Consider the following 17449-nt stretch of genomic DNA (forward strand, 5'->3'; position numbering starts at 1 on the left):
GCGCATAGACAAGCGCCTCGCTGGGCCGCGGATTGCCACGGAGACGTAACATTCGGCTGGAACGGCTGGCGGGACGCGGCGCTTTGACCTAGCATCCCTTCCTGCCGCTCAATGCTATAGAGAGACGTTTCGTGGACTTCGAGACTGCCAAGCCCCCTTCGCAGGCGGACGATACCGACACCGGCCCCGCCGACCTGCCGGAACCCGAAGACCCGCAGGACCGCTACGTCAATCGCGAGCTGAGCTGGCTCAGCTTCAACCGCCGCGTCCTCGCCGAGAGCGAGAACGAGAGCTATCCCCTGCTCGAACGCCTGCGCTTCCTGTCGATCTCGGGCAGCAATCTCGACGAGTTCACCATGGTCCGCATCGCCGGGCTCGAAGGACAGGTGCAGCGCGGGATCGAGACCACCGGGATCGACGGCCGCTCCCCCCGCCAGCAGCTCGAAGCGATCCGCGAGCAGGTTCTCACTCTGGAAGACCGCCAGCAGGACAGCCTCGACAGGCTGCGCCAGCAGCTGAAGGACGAAGGCATTCTGATCGCCCGGATGGAGGATCTGGCCGCCGACGAATGCAGCTGGCTGGAGAACTATTTCAACACCGACATCCTCCCGCTAATCACGCCGCAGGCGATCGATCCCTCCCACCCCTTCCCCTTCGTGGCGAATGGCGGGATGGGCGCGCTCTTCCGGCTGAAGCGCGGCCGGCGCCAGCCCGACCTCGTCGAGATGGTCCTCATCCCGAGCGGTGCCCCGCGCTTCGTGCGTGTGCCGGGCGATCGCGCGATCTATGTCGGGATCGAACAGCTGGTCGTCGCCTTCGCCGAACACCTTTTCCCCGGCTTCAAGATCCTGGGCGACGGCCTGTTCCGCGTCCTGCGCGACAGCGATATCGAAGTGGAGGACGAAGCCGAAGACCTCGTCCGCTTTTACCGCACCGCTATCCAGCGCCGCCGCCGGGGCCGCGCCGTCCTGCTGGAGTTGGACGACGATTGCGACGCGGCAGCCGAAACCCTTTTGCGCGAACAGTTCGACGTGGATGCGGCGATGATCGTGAAGACCAGCGGCATGCTGGGCGTGCGCGATCTCGATGCGATCTGCGGCGAACCGCGGCCGGATCTCAAGTTCAAGCCCTTCTCGCCCCGCTTCCCCGAGCGGGTGCTGGCGCATGACGGCGACTGCTTCTCCGCCATTCGCGAGAAGGACATGGTGATCCACCATCCGTACGAGAGCTTCGAGGTGGTGGTCGATTTCCTGCACCAGGCGGCGGTCGATCCCAACGTCGTTTCCATCAAGCAGACGCTGTACCGTGCGGGCGACCAGTCCCCTGTCATTGCCGCCCTGATCGAGGCGGCGCAGAACGGCAAGGCCGTGACTGCCGTGGTCGAATTGAAGGCGCGCTTCGACGAAGAGCGCAACATCCACTGGGCGAACGAACTGGAACGCGCGGGGGTGCAGGTTATCTACGGCTTCACCGAATGGAAGACGCACGCCAAGGTCAGCCTTGTCGTCCGGCGCGAGGAAGACGGCTATCGCACCTATTGTCACTTCGGCACCGGAAATTACCACCCGATCAACGCGAAGATCTATACCGATCTCAGCTTCTTCACGGCCGATGCCGCGCTCGGCCGGGATGCCGCCAAGATGTTCAATTTCATCACCGGCTATATCGAACCCGACGATCTCGAATGCATCGCAATCTCACCGCTCAGCCTGCGCGAGAAACTCTACGAGCTGATCGATGCGGAAATCGCGAATGCGAAGGCGGGCAAGCCGGCGGGCATCTGGGCGAAGCTGAATTCGATCACCAATCGCGCCCTGATCGACAAGCTTTACGAAGCGAGCCAGGCGGGCGTGGAAATCCGCATGATCGTACGCGGTATCTGTTCGCTGCGCGCCGGTATCCCGGGCCTGAGCGAGAATATCAGCGTCAAATCGATCATCGGCCGCTTCCTCGAACATGCGCGGATGTGGGCCTTCGCCAACGGCAAGACGCTGCCGAGCCGGCAGGCCAGGCTGTTCGTGACCAGTGCCGATGCCATGAGCCGGAATCTCGATCGACGGGTTGAAGTCCTCGTCCCGATACTCAACAAGACGGTGCACGATCAGGTTCTGGGGCAGGTGATGCTGGCGAACATTCTCGACACCGAACAAAGCTGGTCGCTCGATCCGGACGGACAGTATCGGCGTATCCGCACCGGCGGCGACGGCTTCAATTGCCATGAATATTTCATGTCGAACCCCTCGCTGTCCGGGCGCGGCTCTGCCTTGCAGAAACACGAGGTCCCACACTTGAAACTCACGACGATCAACGAATGAGCAGTGCGAAGATCCGCAGCGCCAAATGGCAGCGCCGGCTGATCCACCCGCCGCGCGCGGTGATCGATATCGGATCGAACACTGTTCGGCTGGTGATCTACGAAGGCCCGGCCCGTGCGCCGGAAGTCGTATGGAACGAGAAGGTCGCGGCGCGCCTTGGCCGCGATCTCAATACCACGGGTCGCATTCCCGACGAGGCCATGAACGAAGCGCTCGATGCCATTGCTCGCTTCAAGCTTCTGGTCGCCGACCGTAACGTTACAGAGGTCCAGGTCGTCGCCACCGCGGCGGCGCGTGAGGCTGAAAACGGCGCGGAATTTTTGGCCCGCGTAGCCGAACTCGGCCTGCAACCGCGCTTGTTGAGCGGGGAGGAAGAGGCGCGAGCTTCGGCCATGGGTGCGATCGGAGCGTTCCCCGAAGCGAAGGGCGTGGTGGCAGACCTTGGCGGCGGCAGCCTCGAACTGGTTTCAATCGGGGACGGCACCTCTCATCAAGCGGTAAGCTTACCCCTTGGCACATTGCGGCTGATAAAACTTCGCGAACGGGGCAAGATCGGTAAGGGCATCGCCGCCGCCTTCGATGCGGCCGACTGGAAAACGCAGGCGCATGGCCCGCTTTACATGATCGGCGGGACATGGCGTGCATTTGCCCATTACGCGATGCGTCGCACGGATTTCCCCCTGACCGATCCGCACGAATTCCGCATTTCGGTAAAAAGCGCCGCACGACTGGCCAAGGCCGTCGCCGATACCAGCGCCGAAGAACTGGAAACGATATCCGGTATTTCGTCGATGCGCGCCTGCTACCTTCCAGATGCAGCGGCTCTTTTGCGGCACCTGATCGAACGGCTGGAGCCTACGGAACTGGTATTCTCGAGCTGGGGGCTGCGCGAGGGGCTTCTCGTGTCCCGGCTTTCGTCCGGCATTCTCTCGATCGATCCGCTGCTCGCAAGTGTGCATGCCTTCGCCGAACCGCGGGACGCGCATGTCACCGATGCTGCGCGGATGGCCGGATGGACGGCCGATGTCGCACGCGGGGACGGTGCGAGGAACGAACGGTTGCGGTTGGCGGCAGCGCATCTCTCGCTTGCCCTCCAACGGGTGGAGCCGAACCTTCGTGCCAGTCACGCTTCGGAATGGGCACTCGACAAGCGCTGGATCGCTTGCGAAGCGCATGAGCGGGCGATGATCTGCGCGGCGCTTTACGGTAGCATCGGCAAGACCGATCCGCCCGCGTCGCTGGCCGCGCTGGCGAACGAAGGCGATATCCGCGAAGGCACGACCTGGGGCTTGAGCTTCCGCCTCGCACGGCGTCTCGGCGCGGGAAGCCAGGTATCGCTCGCCAACAGCCGGATGCGCCTTAAGAAAAAGACGCTGGCGCTGTATCTCGACGAAAGCCGTGCCGCGCTGGCGACCTATCCGTTGACCAAGGATCTCGACAGCCTTGCACAATGGCTCGGCCACGAGCCGCGCATCAAGATCGGTGCGTATGAATTCGACGATCCGCTCGACGAACTGGACGACGAGTAGGCGCTAGTCCGCGGTTGCCGGGGCGGCGAGCGGAAAGAACGGGATGCGCACTTCGAACGGCGTCTCGTCGTCACGGTGGAAGGTGTAGAACCCTTCCATCGAGCCGTAGGGCGTATCGAGCGGACAGCCGGAAACGTAATCATGGCTTTCGCCGGGATGGAGCACCGGCTGTTCGCCGACAACGCCTTCCCCGTCGACATGCGCGACGAGACCCTTTCCGTCGGTGATCCGCCAATGCCGCAGCATCAGCCGCACCGTTTCGTGCGAGCTGTTCTCGATCCGGATATGGTAGACCCAGAACCACTTGCCCGCTTCGGGGCGGGACTGCTCGGGAAGGTAATTGACCGAAACCCGAACCGTTATCCCTTCGGTGGTCGCGCTATGCTGGAAAAGCTCTTTGATCACCCCTCCAACCTAGTGCCTCGCCCGCGCGGCGCAAGCGAAACGGTCCCGCCGTAGCGGATTAGGCTTTGCCGCAATCTAGGTAGCGTTCGACTTGTTCGAGCCGCTCCTTCCCGAACCACATCTCGTCACCGACGAAAAAGGTCGGGATGCCGAAGGCACCGCGTTCGACGGCGCGCGAGGTGTTGTCGGCAAGCGTCTGTTTTATCGCGTCGTCCTGCGTTCGTGCGATCAGGGCTAGCCCGTCGAAGCCCGCTTCGTCGAGACACGCCCGCACCGCATCCGGGTCGCGGCAGTCGATGTTGCTTTCCCATATCGCGCGCAGCAGTGCGTCGGCCATCGTCTGTCGCTCCTGCTCGCTATCGGCGGCGACCAGGCAGCGTTGCGGCAGGATCGAATTGAACGGCAGATCGGGGTGCATGCGGAAATGCGTCAGCCCGTGGCGCGCGATGAAACGGTGGAACTCCAGTTCGGCATATTCGACCTTGCCCTTCACCTCGGCATCGCGATGCATGGGCGGCGCATTGCCGGTCAGCTTGTGCATTCCGCCGAGAAAGACCGGCGTGACGACCAGTTCGGCCCCCGTCCGCGCGATAAGGTCGTGAAGCGGATACCATGCAAGATACCCGTTCGGTGCGCCCACATCGAGAATGAATTCCACCGTCTGCGTCATACGCTCTCCTGCCTATCGTCCAAGATTAGGTACGAAAGGATCGCTCCGCCAGTATTCTCACTTGCGAATGACTTTCAATAGCATATCTTGGGGCAATCGAATCGAGGAATTGCCCATGACCGAACCGACCGGAAACCGCGACGCCGATCCCCTGCCGCTGGCGCTACCCACCCATACGGCGACGCGCATCGTGCTGGTCATGATCCGGCGGATGGCGGCGCACGGCCTGCGCGATGCGCGCGCCGCGATGCTGGCGCTCGACGTGTTCGGGCCGCAATTCCAGCGGCCGCTTCTCCTCACCCGCAGTCTCGTCGTGGAACTGGCACGCACGTCGGGCCGGCGGATCGAGCTCGCGCCCTGTTGCGCGCTCGGCATGACGCGCGACGAAGGCTTGATCGTAGACCTCATCGGCGGCGGCGGCCTGGCCACCCTTGCCGCGCTGACCGACGATTCCGAATGCCGCTCCGCCTATGCAACCGCCGAGGCGCTGGGCGCGGCGATCACGGATTGCTGCCCGGTCTAGAACCCAGCGGCCTTGAGCGCCCGGTCGAGGTCTTCCTTCACGTCTTCGACATCCTCCAGCCCGACATTGATGCGCAGCAGGCCCTCGGTCACGCCCATTTCAGCGCGTGCCTCCTCGCTCATCCCGGCATGGGTGGTGCTGGCCGGATGGCACATCAGGCTGCGCGCATCGCCGATATTGTTGGACAGGTCGATCAGCTCCAGCGCGTCGAGCAGCGCGAACGCCTTGGACCGGCTACCGACATCGAAGGCGAAGATCGGCCCAGTGGCGCGCATCTGCTTCATGGCGAGCGCGTGCGAGGGATGGCTCGGCAGGCCGGGGTGGCGGATTTCCGGCACGCGCGGCTCGATGAACCGGCCCAGCGCGACGGCGTTCTCGCTCTGCCGCATCGCGCGCAGCTCAAGCGTTTCGAGGCCTTTCAGCACGACCCACGCATTGAACGGCGCGCAATTCGGGCCGGTATTGCGCTGGAACGGCAGCAGCACCTCGTCGATCCACTCCTGCGAACCGCAGACCGCGCCGGCGAGCACACGGCCCTGCCCGTCCATCAGCTTGGTCGCGCTATAGGCGACGACGTCCGCGCCGAAGTCCATCGGCTTCTGCAGCGCGCTCGAGGCGAAGGCATTGTCTACTACGGTGGTGATCCCATGCGCTTTCGCGAGGCCGCAGACATATTCGAGATCGACCACGTCGAGCGTGGGATTGGCGGGCGTCTCGAAGAAGAAGACCTTGGTTTCGGGCCGGATCGCCGCGTCCCACTGTTCGTTCACCGCGCTGTCGACCACCGTCGTCGCGATGCCGAACTTGGGCAGCAGGTTGTCGACCAGCCAGCGGCACGAACCGAACGCCGCACGCGCGGCGACAACATGATCGCCCGCCTGTAGCTGGCACAGAAGCGCGGTCGTCATTGCTGCCATGCCGCTCGCCTGCGCGCGGCACGCCTCCGCCCCTTCCATCAGGGCGATACGTTCTTCCAGCATCCCCACGGTGGGGTTCTGCAGGCGCGAATAGGTCATGCCCTGCGCGTTGCCGGCAAACCTGTCGGCCACGGTCTGCGCATCGTCGTAGGTATAGCCGGAGGTGAGAAACAGCGCCTCGCTCGTCTCGCCATGCTCGCTGCGCCAGGTGCCGCCGCGCACGGCTTGCGTCGCAGGGCGCCATCGGGAAGTAATCGTGCGGTCGGTTCCGGTTGTCTTCTTCATGGCAGACGCGGTTAGGCACATGCGCAGCGAGCGGCAAGGAAAGGCTGTTGTCTCGCTGCAAACGCTCGCTTAATCCCCCCGCCCGATGACCCGCGCACCAGAGCAACCTCGCGATCCCCTGATCTGGTGCTGGGCGATTGCGCTCGGCTTCTGGGCACTGCTCCTGTGGAACCTCGCCATTCCGTCGACCGACTATTTCGACGAGGTGCATTACCTGCCCGCCGCCCGCGAAATGCTCACGCTGAACCGCTTCGCCAATCGCGAACATCCGCTGTTCGGCAAGGAGATGCTTGCACTGGGCATCGCGCTGTTCGGCGACAACCCCTGGGGCTGGCGCCTTATACCGTCGCTCGCCGGCACGCTCGCTCTGTTCGCCTCGATGCGCGCGATCTGGTTCGGAACGCTCGACCGCTTTGCCGCGGTCGCGACCGGCCTCCTGATCGCCTCCGGCTTCCACCTGTTCGTCGCCTCGCGCATTGCGATGCTCGATATCTTCATGCTCTGCGCCGTCGCCGTCGCCTATTGGCAATTGGCTGCGGCGATGCGCGAACCGGAAAAGGGCCGCTGGCGGCTGGCTTTGGCGGGTATCGCGCTCGGTCTCGCTATGGGTGCGAAATGGAATGCGATACCGCTGGCGATGGTGCCGAGCCTCGCCTTCCTCGTGCTGCGATGGCGCGCGGGCCGGCGACGCCTGCTGCTCAGCCGCCGCGGGATGCCTGTGCCGGGAATAACCTTGGTGGAAGCGGCTCTCTGGCTCGGCGTCGTTCCGCTCGCAGTCTATGCCGCGACCTTCATTCCCGGTTTCCTGTATGCGCGCGAAGCGATCCCCGAAGGCCTGATCGCGCATCACCGCTTCATGCTGGACCTTCAGGAACAGGTAAAGAAGGCGCATCCCTATCAATCGACGTGGCAGCAATGGGTGCTGAACACGCGGGCGATCTGGTACCTTTACGAACCCGTCGACGGGGCGCAGCGCGGCGTCCTTCTCGTCGGCAATCCCCTGACGATGTGGCTCGGCCTGCCGGCGCTGCTATGGTGCGCCGTGACGGGCGCCTGGAAACGTTGGCCTGCACACGGCGCCGTGGCCTTCCTCTACGTTGCCAGTCTCGGACTATGGGTCGTCGCCCCGAAGCCGATCCAGTTCTATTATCACTATAGCCTGCCGAGCATGTTCCTGCTTGCCGCTTTGGCTCTGGCACTGGCGGATTTGCGCAACGCGGGCTGGCGCAAGACGAGCGGCGGGGTGCTAATTCTCAGCGTGGGACTGTTTGCGGTCTTCTTCCCGATCCTCAGCGCCCTGCCCCTCTCCGGGCCGCGTGCTTTCGAATTCTGGACCTGGCTGCCGGGCTGGCGCTGACTATTTGTACCGGCCCCAGACGAAGCGGCTCGACAGCGCGAAGTTCCAGACCGACCCGATCGCGATGCCGACCAGGGCGGCGGGCAAGGTATGCATGCCGTTATCGTACAGTGTCGTGGCCACCGCGACATTGGCGAAGGCGCCGATCGAACAGGCCGCGATGAAACTGAGCCAGCCGACGAACAGTTTGCCCGGCGTCGTCAGCCGCTTGTCGCGGTAGGTCAGCCAGTTGTTCAGCCAGAAATTGAACGTCATCGCGCCGAAGGTGGCCGCCGTCTGGCTCCAGCCGAACTGCGATCCGGTCGCCGCCATCAGCGCATAGAGGATGGCCATGTGGACCAGCACGCCCAGCCCGCCGACCGTACCGAACAAGGCGAAGCGGGTGGGAATGAACCGCCCGAAGCTCTTGTCGTAAAGACCGGCAAGGAAATCGAGCGCGATTGCGCGGTCGAGCTTGGATTCGCCGGAGCGGCGGGCGGAGAAGTTCATCGGGATATCCTTGACGCGGAGCGGCGCGGGAGAGGTGGCGAGGAGATCGAGCAGGATCTTGAAGCCGATAGCGGATAGTTTCGGCGCAAGGCTGCGCGCGGTCTCGGTCCGCAGGAGGAAGAAGCCGCTCATCGGATCGCTGAGTTCGACGCCCGTCAGCTTGCGCGCCAATGTGTTCGCCATGCCGGAGAGTTTTTCGCGGTCGGGCCGGTTCCATTCCGCCATGCTTGCGCCTTCGGCAAAGCGACTGGCGACGGCGACGTCCGCCCCGCCCGCGCGCACCGCGTCCAGCATGGATACGAGGAGCTCGGGATCGTGCTGGTGGTCCGCATCCATCACCGCGACATACGGGGCTGCGGTCGCGCAGAAGCCTTCGATTGCGGCACTCGAAAGGCCGCGCCTGCCGATCCGGTGCAACACGCGGATACGCGGATCGGTGCGGGCGAGACGGCGGGCTTCCTCGGCCGTACCGTCGGAAGAATCATCGTCGACAACCAGCACTTCCCACCCCTGCGGTCCGAGCGCGTCCTCGATCCGCGTCATCAGCGGCGCAAGATTGTCGCGCTCGTTCAGCGTCGGCAGGACGATGGCGAGTTCGAGCGTTTGGCGGCGTGTGTCGCGAGAAAGATCGGCGTCCGGCGTCATCGCGGGCGCTCATGCCTTATATCGCGCAAACCTCAAGCAGATTGCAGCGCCCTTAGCACCGCATCCCCGATTTCGGCTGTCGTAGCGCTGCCGCCGAGGTCGGCGCCGCGCGTGTCCGACGCAATGACTTGAGAAACGGCTCGCTCGATCCGGCGGGCATCCTCCTCGCGCCCCAGCGAATGGCGCAGGAGCATCGCGAGACTGAGGATGGTGGCGATGGGGTTCGCCTCGCCCTGCCCCGCAATGTCCGGCGCGCTGCCGTGGATCGGTTCGTACAGGCCGAACGTGCCATACTCCGTCTTACGTTCGCCGAGGCTGGCGCTGGCGAGCAGGCCGATGGAGCCGACCACCGCGCTCGCCTGGTCGGAGAGGATGTCGCCGAACAGATTGCCGGTCAGCATCACGTCGAACTGGCCGGGGCTGCGCACCATCTGCATCGCTGCATTGTCGACATACATGTGATCGAGCGCGACATCGGGGTAGTCGCGCGCCACCTCAATAACCGTTTCGCGCCAGATGCGGCTGGTTTCGAGGACATTGGCCTTGTCCACGCTGGTCAACCGCTTGCGCCGCTTCTGCGCCGCCTGAAAGCCGAGATGGGCGATGCGGCGCACTTCGGCCTCGTTGTAGGACATGGCGTCCCACCCCTCGCGCCCGCCGTCGCTTTGTCGTTCGCCCTTGTCGCCGAAATAAACGTCGCCGTTGAGTTCGCGCACCACCAGCAGGTCGATCCCGCGCGCCAGTTCGGGCTTCAGGGGCGAGAGGTCTTCCAGCCCTGCGAACCCGGCGGCGGGGCGCAAATTGGCGAACAGGCCGAGTTCGCTGCGCAGGCCGAGGATCGCCTGTTCGGGCCGGTGTTCTCGCGGCAGATCGTCGCATTCGGGATCGCCCACCGCGCCGAACAGCACTGCGTCCGCCGCTTTCGCCATTTCCAGCGTTTCGGCGGGCAGCGGATGGCCATGGCGCTTATAGGCGATACCGCCGACATCGCCCTCGAACAGCGTAAGGCCGTGCAGCGACAGTGTATCGAGCACCCGCCGGGCCTGTTCGATCACTTCGGGCCCGATGCCGTCTCCGGGAAAGATCGCGATTTTCATGCCGTCATCCGATTCAGCCGCTGCACGAGCAGCGTCCGCGCGGCTAGAACGTCGGCGCGGGTGTCCGCAAGCAGATAGCGGGCGATCAGGGGTTCGCTGCGGCCCAGAATTTCCAAGGCGCCGTCAAGGTCCGCTATCTCGGGCCGCTCGCCGCCATAGCCCTGTTCGCGCAGCAGCAGCACTTCGTAGCTCGCCAGCGCGCCCGCCCACCCCCGTGCCGAGGGCGCGTTGCAGATCGCATCGAGCAGCGCGAGGAGCGCGGAATAGAGGCGCGGATAGACGTTGCGTTCGGGCAAGGCGCTGGCGGTCAGCGCGCAGACCCAGGCGATGGCGGCGGCAGGCAGCGGTTCGGACAGCCAAGGCCCGCGACTTCGCACGAGTTCGAGCCGGGCGAACGGCAACTGGCTGTCGCTCTTCGCGCGAATATCCGCCGCGACGAGATTGCCGGGAATGACGACGGGGCGAAGCTGCCGCCCCCGTCCCCCGGCGATATAGGCGGCGACGATGCCCGCTTCCTCACTAAATAGGCGCGCGATCACTGCCGTCTCGCCATGCGAGCGGGCGGATACGAGAATGGCGGGCGCGCGAAGCTGCATGGCCGCAGCCTTAGCGCGGCCAGCGGATCAGGCTATCGTTTCCTTGGACGCGGCGACGGCGAGGCTCTTGCCCCGGCTCATCGACCAGTTCGCCTGCATCCGCACTTGCGGGTTGGGCGCGCACCATATCTCGCCGGTCTCGTCGATCGCGGTGACCCACAAAATGTTGTGCTCCTGTCCGTAATCGATGACCGCAAGCGCATAGCCATCGCCCTTGCCGAGGACGTGGAGGGGAATGGGAGTGTCGAGCTGTGTGAACATAGCAAACGCCTTTCACCGGCCAGACGACCGGAAAGCGTTTGCGTTTCAGAACTTAGCTTTGTTGGTCGCCCTTCGCGGCAGTGGCCGTTTCCAGAGCAGCGACGCGGGCGCCAAGCTTTTCCGTCTCTTCGCGAGCGCGCGAAGCCATCGCCTTCACCGCATCGAATTCCTCGCGCGTGACGAAGTCCATTCCGCCGAACGCTTCCTTGGCACGCTCGCGCGCCGTCTCGCGCGCTTCGCGGGTCATGCCGGCCAGCGTACCGGCGGCGGAATTGGCGAGTTTGACGAAGTCGGCGATGAGGGGGTTCTGGCTCTGCATGGGGCAGAAATGGGACGGCGCGCCCCGTTTGTCCAGTAGGCGCGTCAGGCGCCGATCTGCACCCGATCCTGCGCGCCGCCGGGAAGCCCACCATCGGCCTCCGGATTGAGCTGCAGGAACTGCCAGTTGAGTGCGGTCGCGAACAGCACCCATGCGAGATACGGCAGGAGCAGCAGCCCCGCCGCGCGCCGGATACGCCAGAACAGCGCGATCACGACCAGCAGCGTCACGTCGACCAGCAGCAGCACGACGAGCGCGGCGGTGATTTCCTGCGCCCCGAAGAAGGTCGGCGTCCAGGCGAGGTTGAGGGCGAAATGTACGGCGAACGCCGCGATCGCCGCCCCACGCCCCTTCGCGCCCCAAGCGGCACAAATCATCGCCAGCGCAAGGCCGATCATGATGTACAGAATGGTCCACACGATGCCGAATGTCGCGGGCGGCGGATAGATCGCCGGCTTTTCCAGGCTACGGAACCACTCCGTATCGGGACCGCCGAGTTGTCCCGCCAGAAAGCCGAGCAACACGCACAGCGGCACGGTAAACAGCGCCCATCTGATGAAGCTCGCGCGCAATTGCGCGCGCGATGCCAGCATGTTCATGTCCGCAATCCCCCTGCGATTCGCCCAGACCGCCTTTTGGCGGCGGGTTGCCTTGCGCGCAATCCGCCGCGCAAAACCGTGCCCCGGCGGAGCAATTGTCCGCCGGAGCGATCAATTTCGTCAGCGCATCAGGACCAGTTCTTCGGCCATCGTCGGATGCAGGGCCACGGTGGCGTCGAAATCTTTCTTGGTCAGCCCGGCCTTCACCGCGATCGCCGCCGCCTGCATGATTTCCGGCGCTTCCGGCCCGATCATGTGCAGCCCGACGATGCGCCCGGAATCTCCGTCGCAGATCATCTTGTAGAGGCTGCGCTCGTTCCGTCCGGCGACGACGTTCTTCATCGCCTTGAAGTCCGACAGGTAGACCTTGACGCTGCCAAGCTGGTTCTTCGCTTCGCCTTCGGTCATGCCGACACCCGCCATCGGGGGGTGGCTGAAGACCGCGCTGGGGATGTGATCGTAGCTGACGCTGGTGGGATCGTTGCCGAACACGGTATCCGCAAAAGCCTGCCCTTCGCGGATGGCGACGGGGGTCAACTGCACCCGGTCGGTGCAGTCGCCCACGGCGTAGATGTGATCGATGTTGGTCTTGGAGAACCGGTCGACCTTGATCTCGCCCTTCTCGCCCATCTCGATGCCAACGTCCTCGAGGCCCAAGTCCTTCGTGTGCGGTACGCGGCCGGTAGCGAACATGACGGCATCGACCTCGATATCGTCGTGATTGGTCATCGAGACGCGCAGGCAACCCTCGTCGGTCTTCTCGATCCCGCGGAATTCCGCGTGGAACTTGAACTCGATGCCCTTCATCATGCTGATCTGCAGCAGACGATCGCGCAGGCTCTCGTCATAACCGCGCAGGATCTTGTCGCTGCGGTTGATAATGGTGACGTGGGTGCCGAACTCGTTGAAGATGCCGGCGAATTCGTTGGCGATATAGCCGCCGCCCGCGATCAGGATGCGCTTGGGCAATTCGTCGAGATGGAAGGCCTCGTTGCTGGTGAAGCCCAGCTCGTGCCCCGGGCATTCGGGTACATGCGGCGTCGCGCCCGTGGCGATGAGGATATGCTTCGCAGTGACGACCTTGCCGCTATCCAGTGTAATTTCGTGCGGGCCGGTCAACCGCGCTTTTTCGTGGAAAATCTTGACGTCGTGGGTTTCGAGCGTGTTGGTATACGCGCCGTTGATGCGATCCACGTCCTCGAACACGTTGTCGCGCAGGACCTTCCAGTCGAACTTGGTCTCACCGACTGTCCAGCCGAATTTTTGCGCGTCTTCCAAATCCTCGGCGAACTGTGCACCGTAAACGAGCATCTTCTTCGGCACGCATCCCCGGATGACGCAGGTGCCGCCGATCCGGTGTTCTTCCGCGATCGCGACCTTCGCGCCGTGCGCCGCGGATACGCGGCTGGCGCGAACCCCGCCGGAGCCGGCACCGATCGTGAAAAGGTCGTAATCGTATTCGTCGGCCATATGTGCGCGCTCCGCTTCGTTGTGAGCGCGCGATATGGCGACGGGGCCGCTTCAGGGCAACCGGTGCTTACCGCGCCGCGCTACGCCGGCTGCGGCTGCGATTGCGCGCGGGGCGATTGCCCTGGCCCCCGCCCTGCCCATTGCCTTGCGACGCGCCGCCCTGTCCGCCTTCGCGCTTCGGCTGGCCGGCACGTGCGGGATGCTTCTTCTTCGGCGGGCCCTTCTTCGCCGCCGCATTGCCGGCAGGGCGAACCTTCGGGCGTGCGAGACGCGGCTTCTGTTCCCGCTTGGTCGGGCCGACACCTTCCACCACCGCACGGAAATTCTCCGGCAGCGGCAGGCGCTCGAACTCGGCATCGGTGGTCTTGCGGATGTCCTTCAGATAGGCGCGCTCGTCCTCGGCGCAGAAGGCGATGGCGACGCCGTCCGCCCCGGCCCGCGCGGTACGGCCGATGCGATGGACATACTGCTCGGGCACGTTCGGCAGCTCGTAATTGATCACGTGGCTGACGCCCGGGATGTCGATCCCGCGCGCGGCGACATCGGTCGCCACGAGCACCGGCGTCTTCGCCCGCTTGAACTCGTCGAGCGCGCGCTGGCGCTGCGGCTGGCTCTTGTTGCCATGGATGGCGTTGGCGGGAATGCCCTTCTGGGCGAGCTTCTTCACCACCCGGTCCGCCCCGTGCTTGGTGCGGGTGAAAACGAGCACACGCTCGATCTTGCCCGGAACCTGATGGCGACCGGACAGGATCAGCTCAATCAGGTCCTGCTTCTCGTCCTGCTGGACCATGAAGAGATACTGCTCGATCCGCTCAGCCGTCGTGCTTTCGGGCGTTACCGAAACCTGCGCCGGATTGCGGCAGTACTGGCCGACCAGTTCCTTGATCTGCTTGGGCATGGTGGCGCTGAAGAACAGCGTCTGCCGATCGGCCGGGGCCAGCTTGTGGATCTGCCGCAGCGCGTGGATGAAGCCCAGATCGAGCATCTGGTCCGCTTCGTCGAGGACGAGGATTTCCACCTTGTCCAGCGTGAACGCCTTTTGGTCGATCAGATCGAGCAGGCGGCCGGGCGTGGCGACGAGGATGTCGGTTCCGCGGTGCAGCTTGTTGCGATCCTTGTTAACGGACGTGCCGCCCACGATGCTGTGCACCTTGAGGCCGGCGAGCGCGCCGTAATCCTTCGCGCTGTCGGCGATCTGCCCGGCAAGCTCGCGCGTCGGGGCGAGCACCAGCATGCGGCAGGATTTGAACGGCGTCTGCTTATCCGCATTGCGCAGCCGGTCGATGCTGGGAAGCATGAAGGCGGCGGTCTTGCCGGTACCGGTCTGCGCAATGCCGAGAAGGTCGCGCCCTTCGAGCACAGGGGGAATGGCTTGCGCCTGGATGGGGGTGGGCTCGGTATAACCCTTGAGGTCGAGCGCCTGGAGAACGGGCTGCGACAGCCCGAGGTCGTTGAATGTCGTGGTCATGAAAACTCGCATTACATGCGGCGCGCATGGGCAATCGCACCATGCGCGGCGCGGGGGTGGAAACCGCCCGCGTGAATAGGGAAGCTTGAGAAAATCGGTCGAAGCGCGCGCCGGGGCGGATCATTGAATCCGCCGCTTCACGCTGGCGTACAGCGCTTCGGTTGGAGGGCATGTGGTCGCTTATTACGCTTAAGTCAATTGCGACGTGCCGAGCAGGCCCAGCGTCACCCTTGCGCAGCCTGCTTTCGTGCGTTGCCTTGAAGTTCGCAACCTTTGTTGGATTCAAACCCGGATCAGTATATTCCAGCCCCATCATCGGGCATCTACGCGGGAACCGGTGGCTGAGAGACTGAATTGCGCTCCCCCCCTTCGTGAGGAGCACATTTTGATTGAACGCGACAATCCGCTCGAAGGTTATCTCGCAAAAATTGAATCAAGGCGGCCCTTATCCCAAGACGCGCGTGACGCCTTTCTTGCCTTGCCGGTGGAGCCCGAACACTACGACATCTATCGAGAGATCGTGCGCGAGGACGACCGCACGTCACGGTGCTGCCTGATTATTCAGGGATGCGTCAGCCGCTTCAAGACCCTTCCCAATGGCGAGCGCCAGATCAACTCGTTCCATTTCGACAACGATATGGTCGATCTCCAATCCGCGCTTCTTCTCGTATCGGATCACGGGATACGCACGCATTCGCCGACCACGGTCCTGCGTATCGACTGCAATGCGGTGCTGCAACTCACGATCGATCAACCCGAATGGGCCCATGCGTTCTGGTTCGATACGCTTGTCGATGCCGCCGTCTTCCGCGAATGGATGTTGAATGTCGGGCGCCGCGTGGCGGTTGGGCGGGTCGGCCATCTCATCCTGGAAATCTTTCACAAACTGTCGCGAATCGGACGGACCGAGGGCTACAAATTCGTCATGCCGATCACCCAGAACGATCTTGCCGACGCCGTCGGACTGAGTGCGGTTCATACCAACCGGTCGCTTCAGCAATTGCGCGAACACGGCATGATCAGTTCGATCGGCCGCACATTCTCGATCGACGATTTCGAGGCAATGAAACGGCTTTCCAGTTTCGACCCCGCATATCTCCATCCCGCAGGACCGCGCGTCGTCAATCCGGAATGCAGCTAAGCCGGGGTTTGCCCGTGCAGCACCCAGAAGCCGCCTTGCTCGTCATAGGATGCGCGCCCGATACATACGCCGTCCTCGACGATCTCGTAGGTCCCGCCTACGCGGCAATGTTCGGTGAATAGCGCCGAGCGATCGGCAGACTCGAACGCGACCTTGCGGTGCAACCCACGCTCGTCGAAGACCAGTTCGTATCGATGATACTTCGCAGCCGCGTCCATGGCCCACCTCCATCAGACAGGAACGCAGCGTAGGTTTTAGCACGCTATCGGTCGTGCATCAAAGACGGAATCAAACAAATGCGAGTGCGATTGTACGCGCTGGCGGTCCGCGAAAACCAACCCGCGGCTGTTTCCCGCTTATGCCGAGGCGACGGTGGACGCGATGAAGGCGACGTAAGCCGCCAGCAAGACGCCGCCTTCGCGCCTGCCGAGTCTCCCGCCGGTGAAGGCGAAGATCAACGCCGCAACCGTAGCGCCGAAGAGGACCCACAGGTCGACCGCCGCGATCGATGCGGGGATCGGGCCGGGGGCCACCAAGCCGGTGATGCCGCCGATGAAGAAGATGTTGAAGATATTCGAGCCGAGCACATTGCCCAGTGCGATGTCGCCCTGCTTGCGAACCGCCGCAACGACCGTGGTGACGAGTTCGGGAAAGCTCGTGCCGGCGGCCACGATGGTCAGGCCGATCACCTCGTCCGACACGCCGAGATCGGACGCAATCGCGACCGCGGCGTCGATCAGCACAACCCCGCCGGCCACGATCAGCACGAGGCCGCCGAGAAAGGTCCCCACCGCCAGCGCGAACGAGCCGGTGGGTTCTTCATGCGGACGAAGGGAGCCATCCGTTTCCTCCACGGCAGCGGCACGGCTGGACGCGGCGGTCTGCTCCGCCCCCTGCCTTTCCTGCCGATAGGCGATCCATAGATAGGCGGCGAGAATGACGAGGAATACGCTGCCGACGATACGGTCGAGGCCGAAGGTGACGGAAGCGACGATCAGCAGCAGGACACCGCCGAGACCGACCAACCCGTCGCGCCACAGGACCGTCCGGTGAATCAGCACGGGCGCGATGAGAGCTCCCGCCCCGAGAATCAGGAGGGTATTCGCCAGATTGGAGCCCACGATATTGCCAACCGCGATGCCCGGTGAACCCTGAAGAGCAGCCTGAACGCTGGCGGCCAGTTCCGGCATCGATGTGCCGAGCCCCACGATGGTCAGCCCGATCAGCATCGGCGACAGGCCGAAGCGCTCGGCAATGCGCACCGCGCCGCGCACGAGCAGTTCACCGCCACCGACGAGCAGGACGAAACCGAGAAGCAGGAAGAGCGCGGAGGAAAGCATCATGGGTGTTCGATATTTATGTA

The 17449-nt window shown here is 64.0% G+C and carries 18 protein-coding genes; 5 read left to right on the forward strand and 13 right to left on the reverse strand.

Translation table 11 applies throughout. The features are described from left to right. Positions 1–131: 131 nt before the first annotated feature. Both E3U23_RS04760 and E3U23_RS04765 read left to right on the forward strand, forming a co-directional pair. The gene (locus tag E3U23_RS04760) at positions 132–2315 is read left to right on the forward strand and encodes an RNA degradosome polyphosphate kinase (RefSeq protein ID WP_431732658.1); all 2184 of its coding nucleotides are present in this window, start codon (positions 132–134) and stop codon (positions 2313–2315) included. Next, on the forward strand, positions 2312–3844 hold the full coding sequence (locus E3U23_RS04765) for a Ppx/GppA family phosphatase (protein ID WP_279350055.1): 1533 nt from the start codon (positions 2312–2314) through the stop codon (positions 3842–3844). The genes E3U23_RS04760 and E3U23_RS04765 overlap by 4 nt, the downstream gene beginning before the upstream one ends. Positions 3845–3847: 3 nt before the next feature. Here the strand turns inward: E3U23_RS04765 and apaG are convergent, their stop codons facing one another. Beyond that, positions 3848–4246 carry a Co2+/Mg2+ efflux protein ApaG gene (gene apaG / locus E3U23_RS04770; RefSeq protein ID WP_279350254.1) on the reverse strand — a complete coding sequence of 133 codons (399 nt, stop codon included), beginning with the start codon at positions 4244–4246 and terminating at the stop codon, positions 3848–3850. A gap of 61 nt (positions 4247–4307) precedes the next feature. After that, the gene (locus E3U23_RS04775) at positions 4308–4919 is read right to left on the reverse strand and encodes a 2-hydroxychromene-2-carboxylate isomerase (protein WP_279350056.1); all 612 of its coding nucleotides are present in this window, start codon (positions 4917–4919) and stop codon (positions 4308–4310) included. Between the two features lie 115 nt (positions 4920–5034). Here E3U23_RS04775 and E3U23_RS04780 point away from each other — a divergent pair, with 115 nt between their 5' ends. Continuing rightward, positions 5035–5442, forward strand: a complete 408-nt coding sequence (locus tag E3U23_RS04780) for a DUF6628 family protein (RefSeq protein ID WP_279350057.1) — start codon at positions 5035–5037, stop codon at positions 5440–5442. Here E3U23_RS04780 and E3U23_RS04785 read toward each other — a convergent pair. After that, on the reverse strand, positions 5439–6644 hold the full coding sequence (locus E3U23_RS04785; protein ID WP_279350058.1) for a trans-sulfuration enzyme family protein: 1206 nt from the start codon (positions 6642–6644) through the stop codon (positions 5439–5441). The two genes, E3U23_RS04780 and E3U23_RS04785, sit on opposite strands and share 4 nt — an antisense overlap. 85 nt (positions 6645–6729) lie before the next feature. Here E3U23_RS04785 and E3U23_RS04790 point away from each other — a divergent pair, with 85 nt between their 5' ends. Then, positions 6730–8001, forward strand: coding sequence for a phospholipid carrier-dependent glycosyltransferase (locus tag E3U23_RS04790; RefSeq protein ID WP_279350059.1), 1272 nt, complete (start codon positions 6730–6732; stop codon positions 7999–8001). Here E3U23_RS04790 and E3U23_RS04795 read toward each other — a convergent pair whose 3' ends face one another. The 8 genes from E3U23_RS04795 to E3U23_RS04830 all read right to left on the reverse strand — a co-directional run bounded on the left by E3U23_RS04795 (position 8002) and on the right by E3U23_RS04830 (position 14945). Then, complete coding sequence (locus E3U23_RS04795) at positions 8002–9135, reverse strand: glycosyltransferase family 2 protein (protein ID WP_279350060.1); 1134 nt, start codon at positions 9133–9135, stop codon at positions 8002–8004. It abuts the gene before it with no gap. A 32-nt stretch (positions 9136–9167) separates the two neighbouring features. Then, positions 9168–10232 (reverse strand): 3-isopropylmalate dehydrogenase, encoded by a 1065-nt coding sequence (gene leuB / locus E3U23_RS04800; RefSeq protein ID WP_279350061.1) that lies wholly within the window; start codon positions 10230–10232, stop codon positions 9168–9170. Then, on the reverse strand, positions 10229–10828 hold the full coding sequence (gene recO, locus E3U23_RS04805; RefSeq protein WP_279350062.1) for a DNA repair protein RecO: 600 nt from the start codon (positions 10826–10828) through the stop codon (positions 10229–10231). The genes leuB and recO overlap by 4 nt, the downstream gene beginning before the upstream one ends. 27 nt (positions 10829–10855) lie before the next feature. Continuing rightward, the gene (locus tag E3U23_RS04810; RefSeq protein ID WP_279350063.1) at positions 10856–11089 is read right to left on the reverse strand and encodes a hypothetical protein; all 234 of its coding nucleotides are present in this window, start codon (positions 11087–11089) and stop codon (positions 10856–10858) included. A 52-nt stretch (positions 11090–11141) separates the two neighbouring features. Next, positions 11142–11408 (reverse strand): accessory factor UbiK family protein, encoded by a 267-nt coding sequence (locus E3U23_RS04815; RefSeq protein ID WP_279350064.1) that lies wholly within the window; start codon positions 11406–11408, stop codon positions 11142–11144. A gap of 44 nt (positions 11409–11452) precedes the next feature. Next, a complete protein-coding gene (locus tag E3U23_RS04820) occupies positions 11453–12007 on the reverse strand; it encodes a TspO/MBR family protein (RefSeq protein WP_279350065.1) in 555 nt (184 codons plus the stop codon). A gap of 120 nt (positions 12008–12127) precedes the next feature. Beyond that, a complete protein-coding gene (gor, locus tag E3U23_RS04825) occupies positions 12128–13477 on the reverse strand; it encodes a glutathione-disulfide reductase (RefSeq protein WP_279350066.1) in 1350 nt (449 codons plus the stop codon). Between the two features lie 67 nt (positions 13478–13544). Beyond that, complete coding sequence (locus E3U23_RS04830; protein WP_279350067.1) at positions 13545–14945, reverse strand: DEAD/DEAH box helicase; 1401 nt, start codon at positions 14943–14945, stop codon at positions 13545–13547. 385 nt (positions 14946–15330) lie between these two features. Between E3U23_RS04830 and E3U23_RS04835 the strand changes: the two genes are divergently transcribed. After that, a complete protein-coding gene (locus E3U23_RS04835) occupies positions 15331–16086 on the forward strand; it encodes a Crp/Fnr family transcriptional regulator (RefSeq protein WP_279350068.1) in 756 nt (251 codons plus the stop codon). Here the strand turns inward: E3U23_RS04835 and E3U23_RS04840 are convergent. Together E3U23_RS04840 and E3U23_RS04845 are read right to left on the reverse strand one after the other, a co-directional pair. Continuing rightward, positions 16083–16304, reverse strand: a complete 222-nt coding sequence (locus E3U23_RS04840) for a hypothetical protein (RefSeq protein WP_279350069.1) — start codon at positions 16302–16304, stop codon at positions 16083–16085. The two genes, E3U23_RS04835 and E3U23_RS04840, sit on opposite strands and share 4 nt — an antisense overlap. A gap of 138 nt (positions 16305–16442) precedes the next feature. Then, positions 16443–17429: a calcium/sodium antiporter gene (locus E3U23_RS04845; RefSeq protein ID WP_279350070.1), complete on the reverse strand. Its 987-nt coding sequence runs from the start codon at positions 17427–17429 to the stop codon at positions 16443–16445. Between the last annotated feature and the right edge of the window lie 20 nt (positions 17430–17449).

This window comes from Erythrobacter litoralis (genome assembly GCF_029760855.1).
Taxonomy (GTDB): domain Bacteria; phylum Pseudomonadota; class Alphaproteobacteria; order Sphingomonadales; family Sphingomonadaceae; genus Qipengyuania; species Qipengyuania litoralis_A.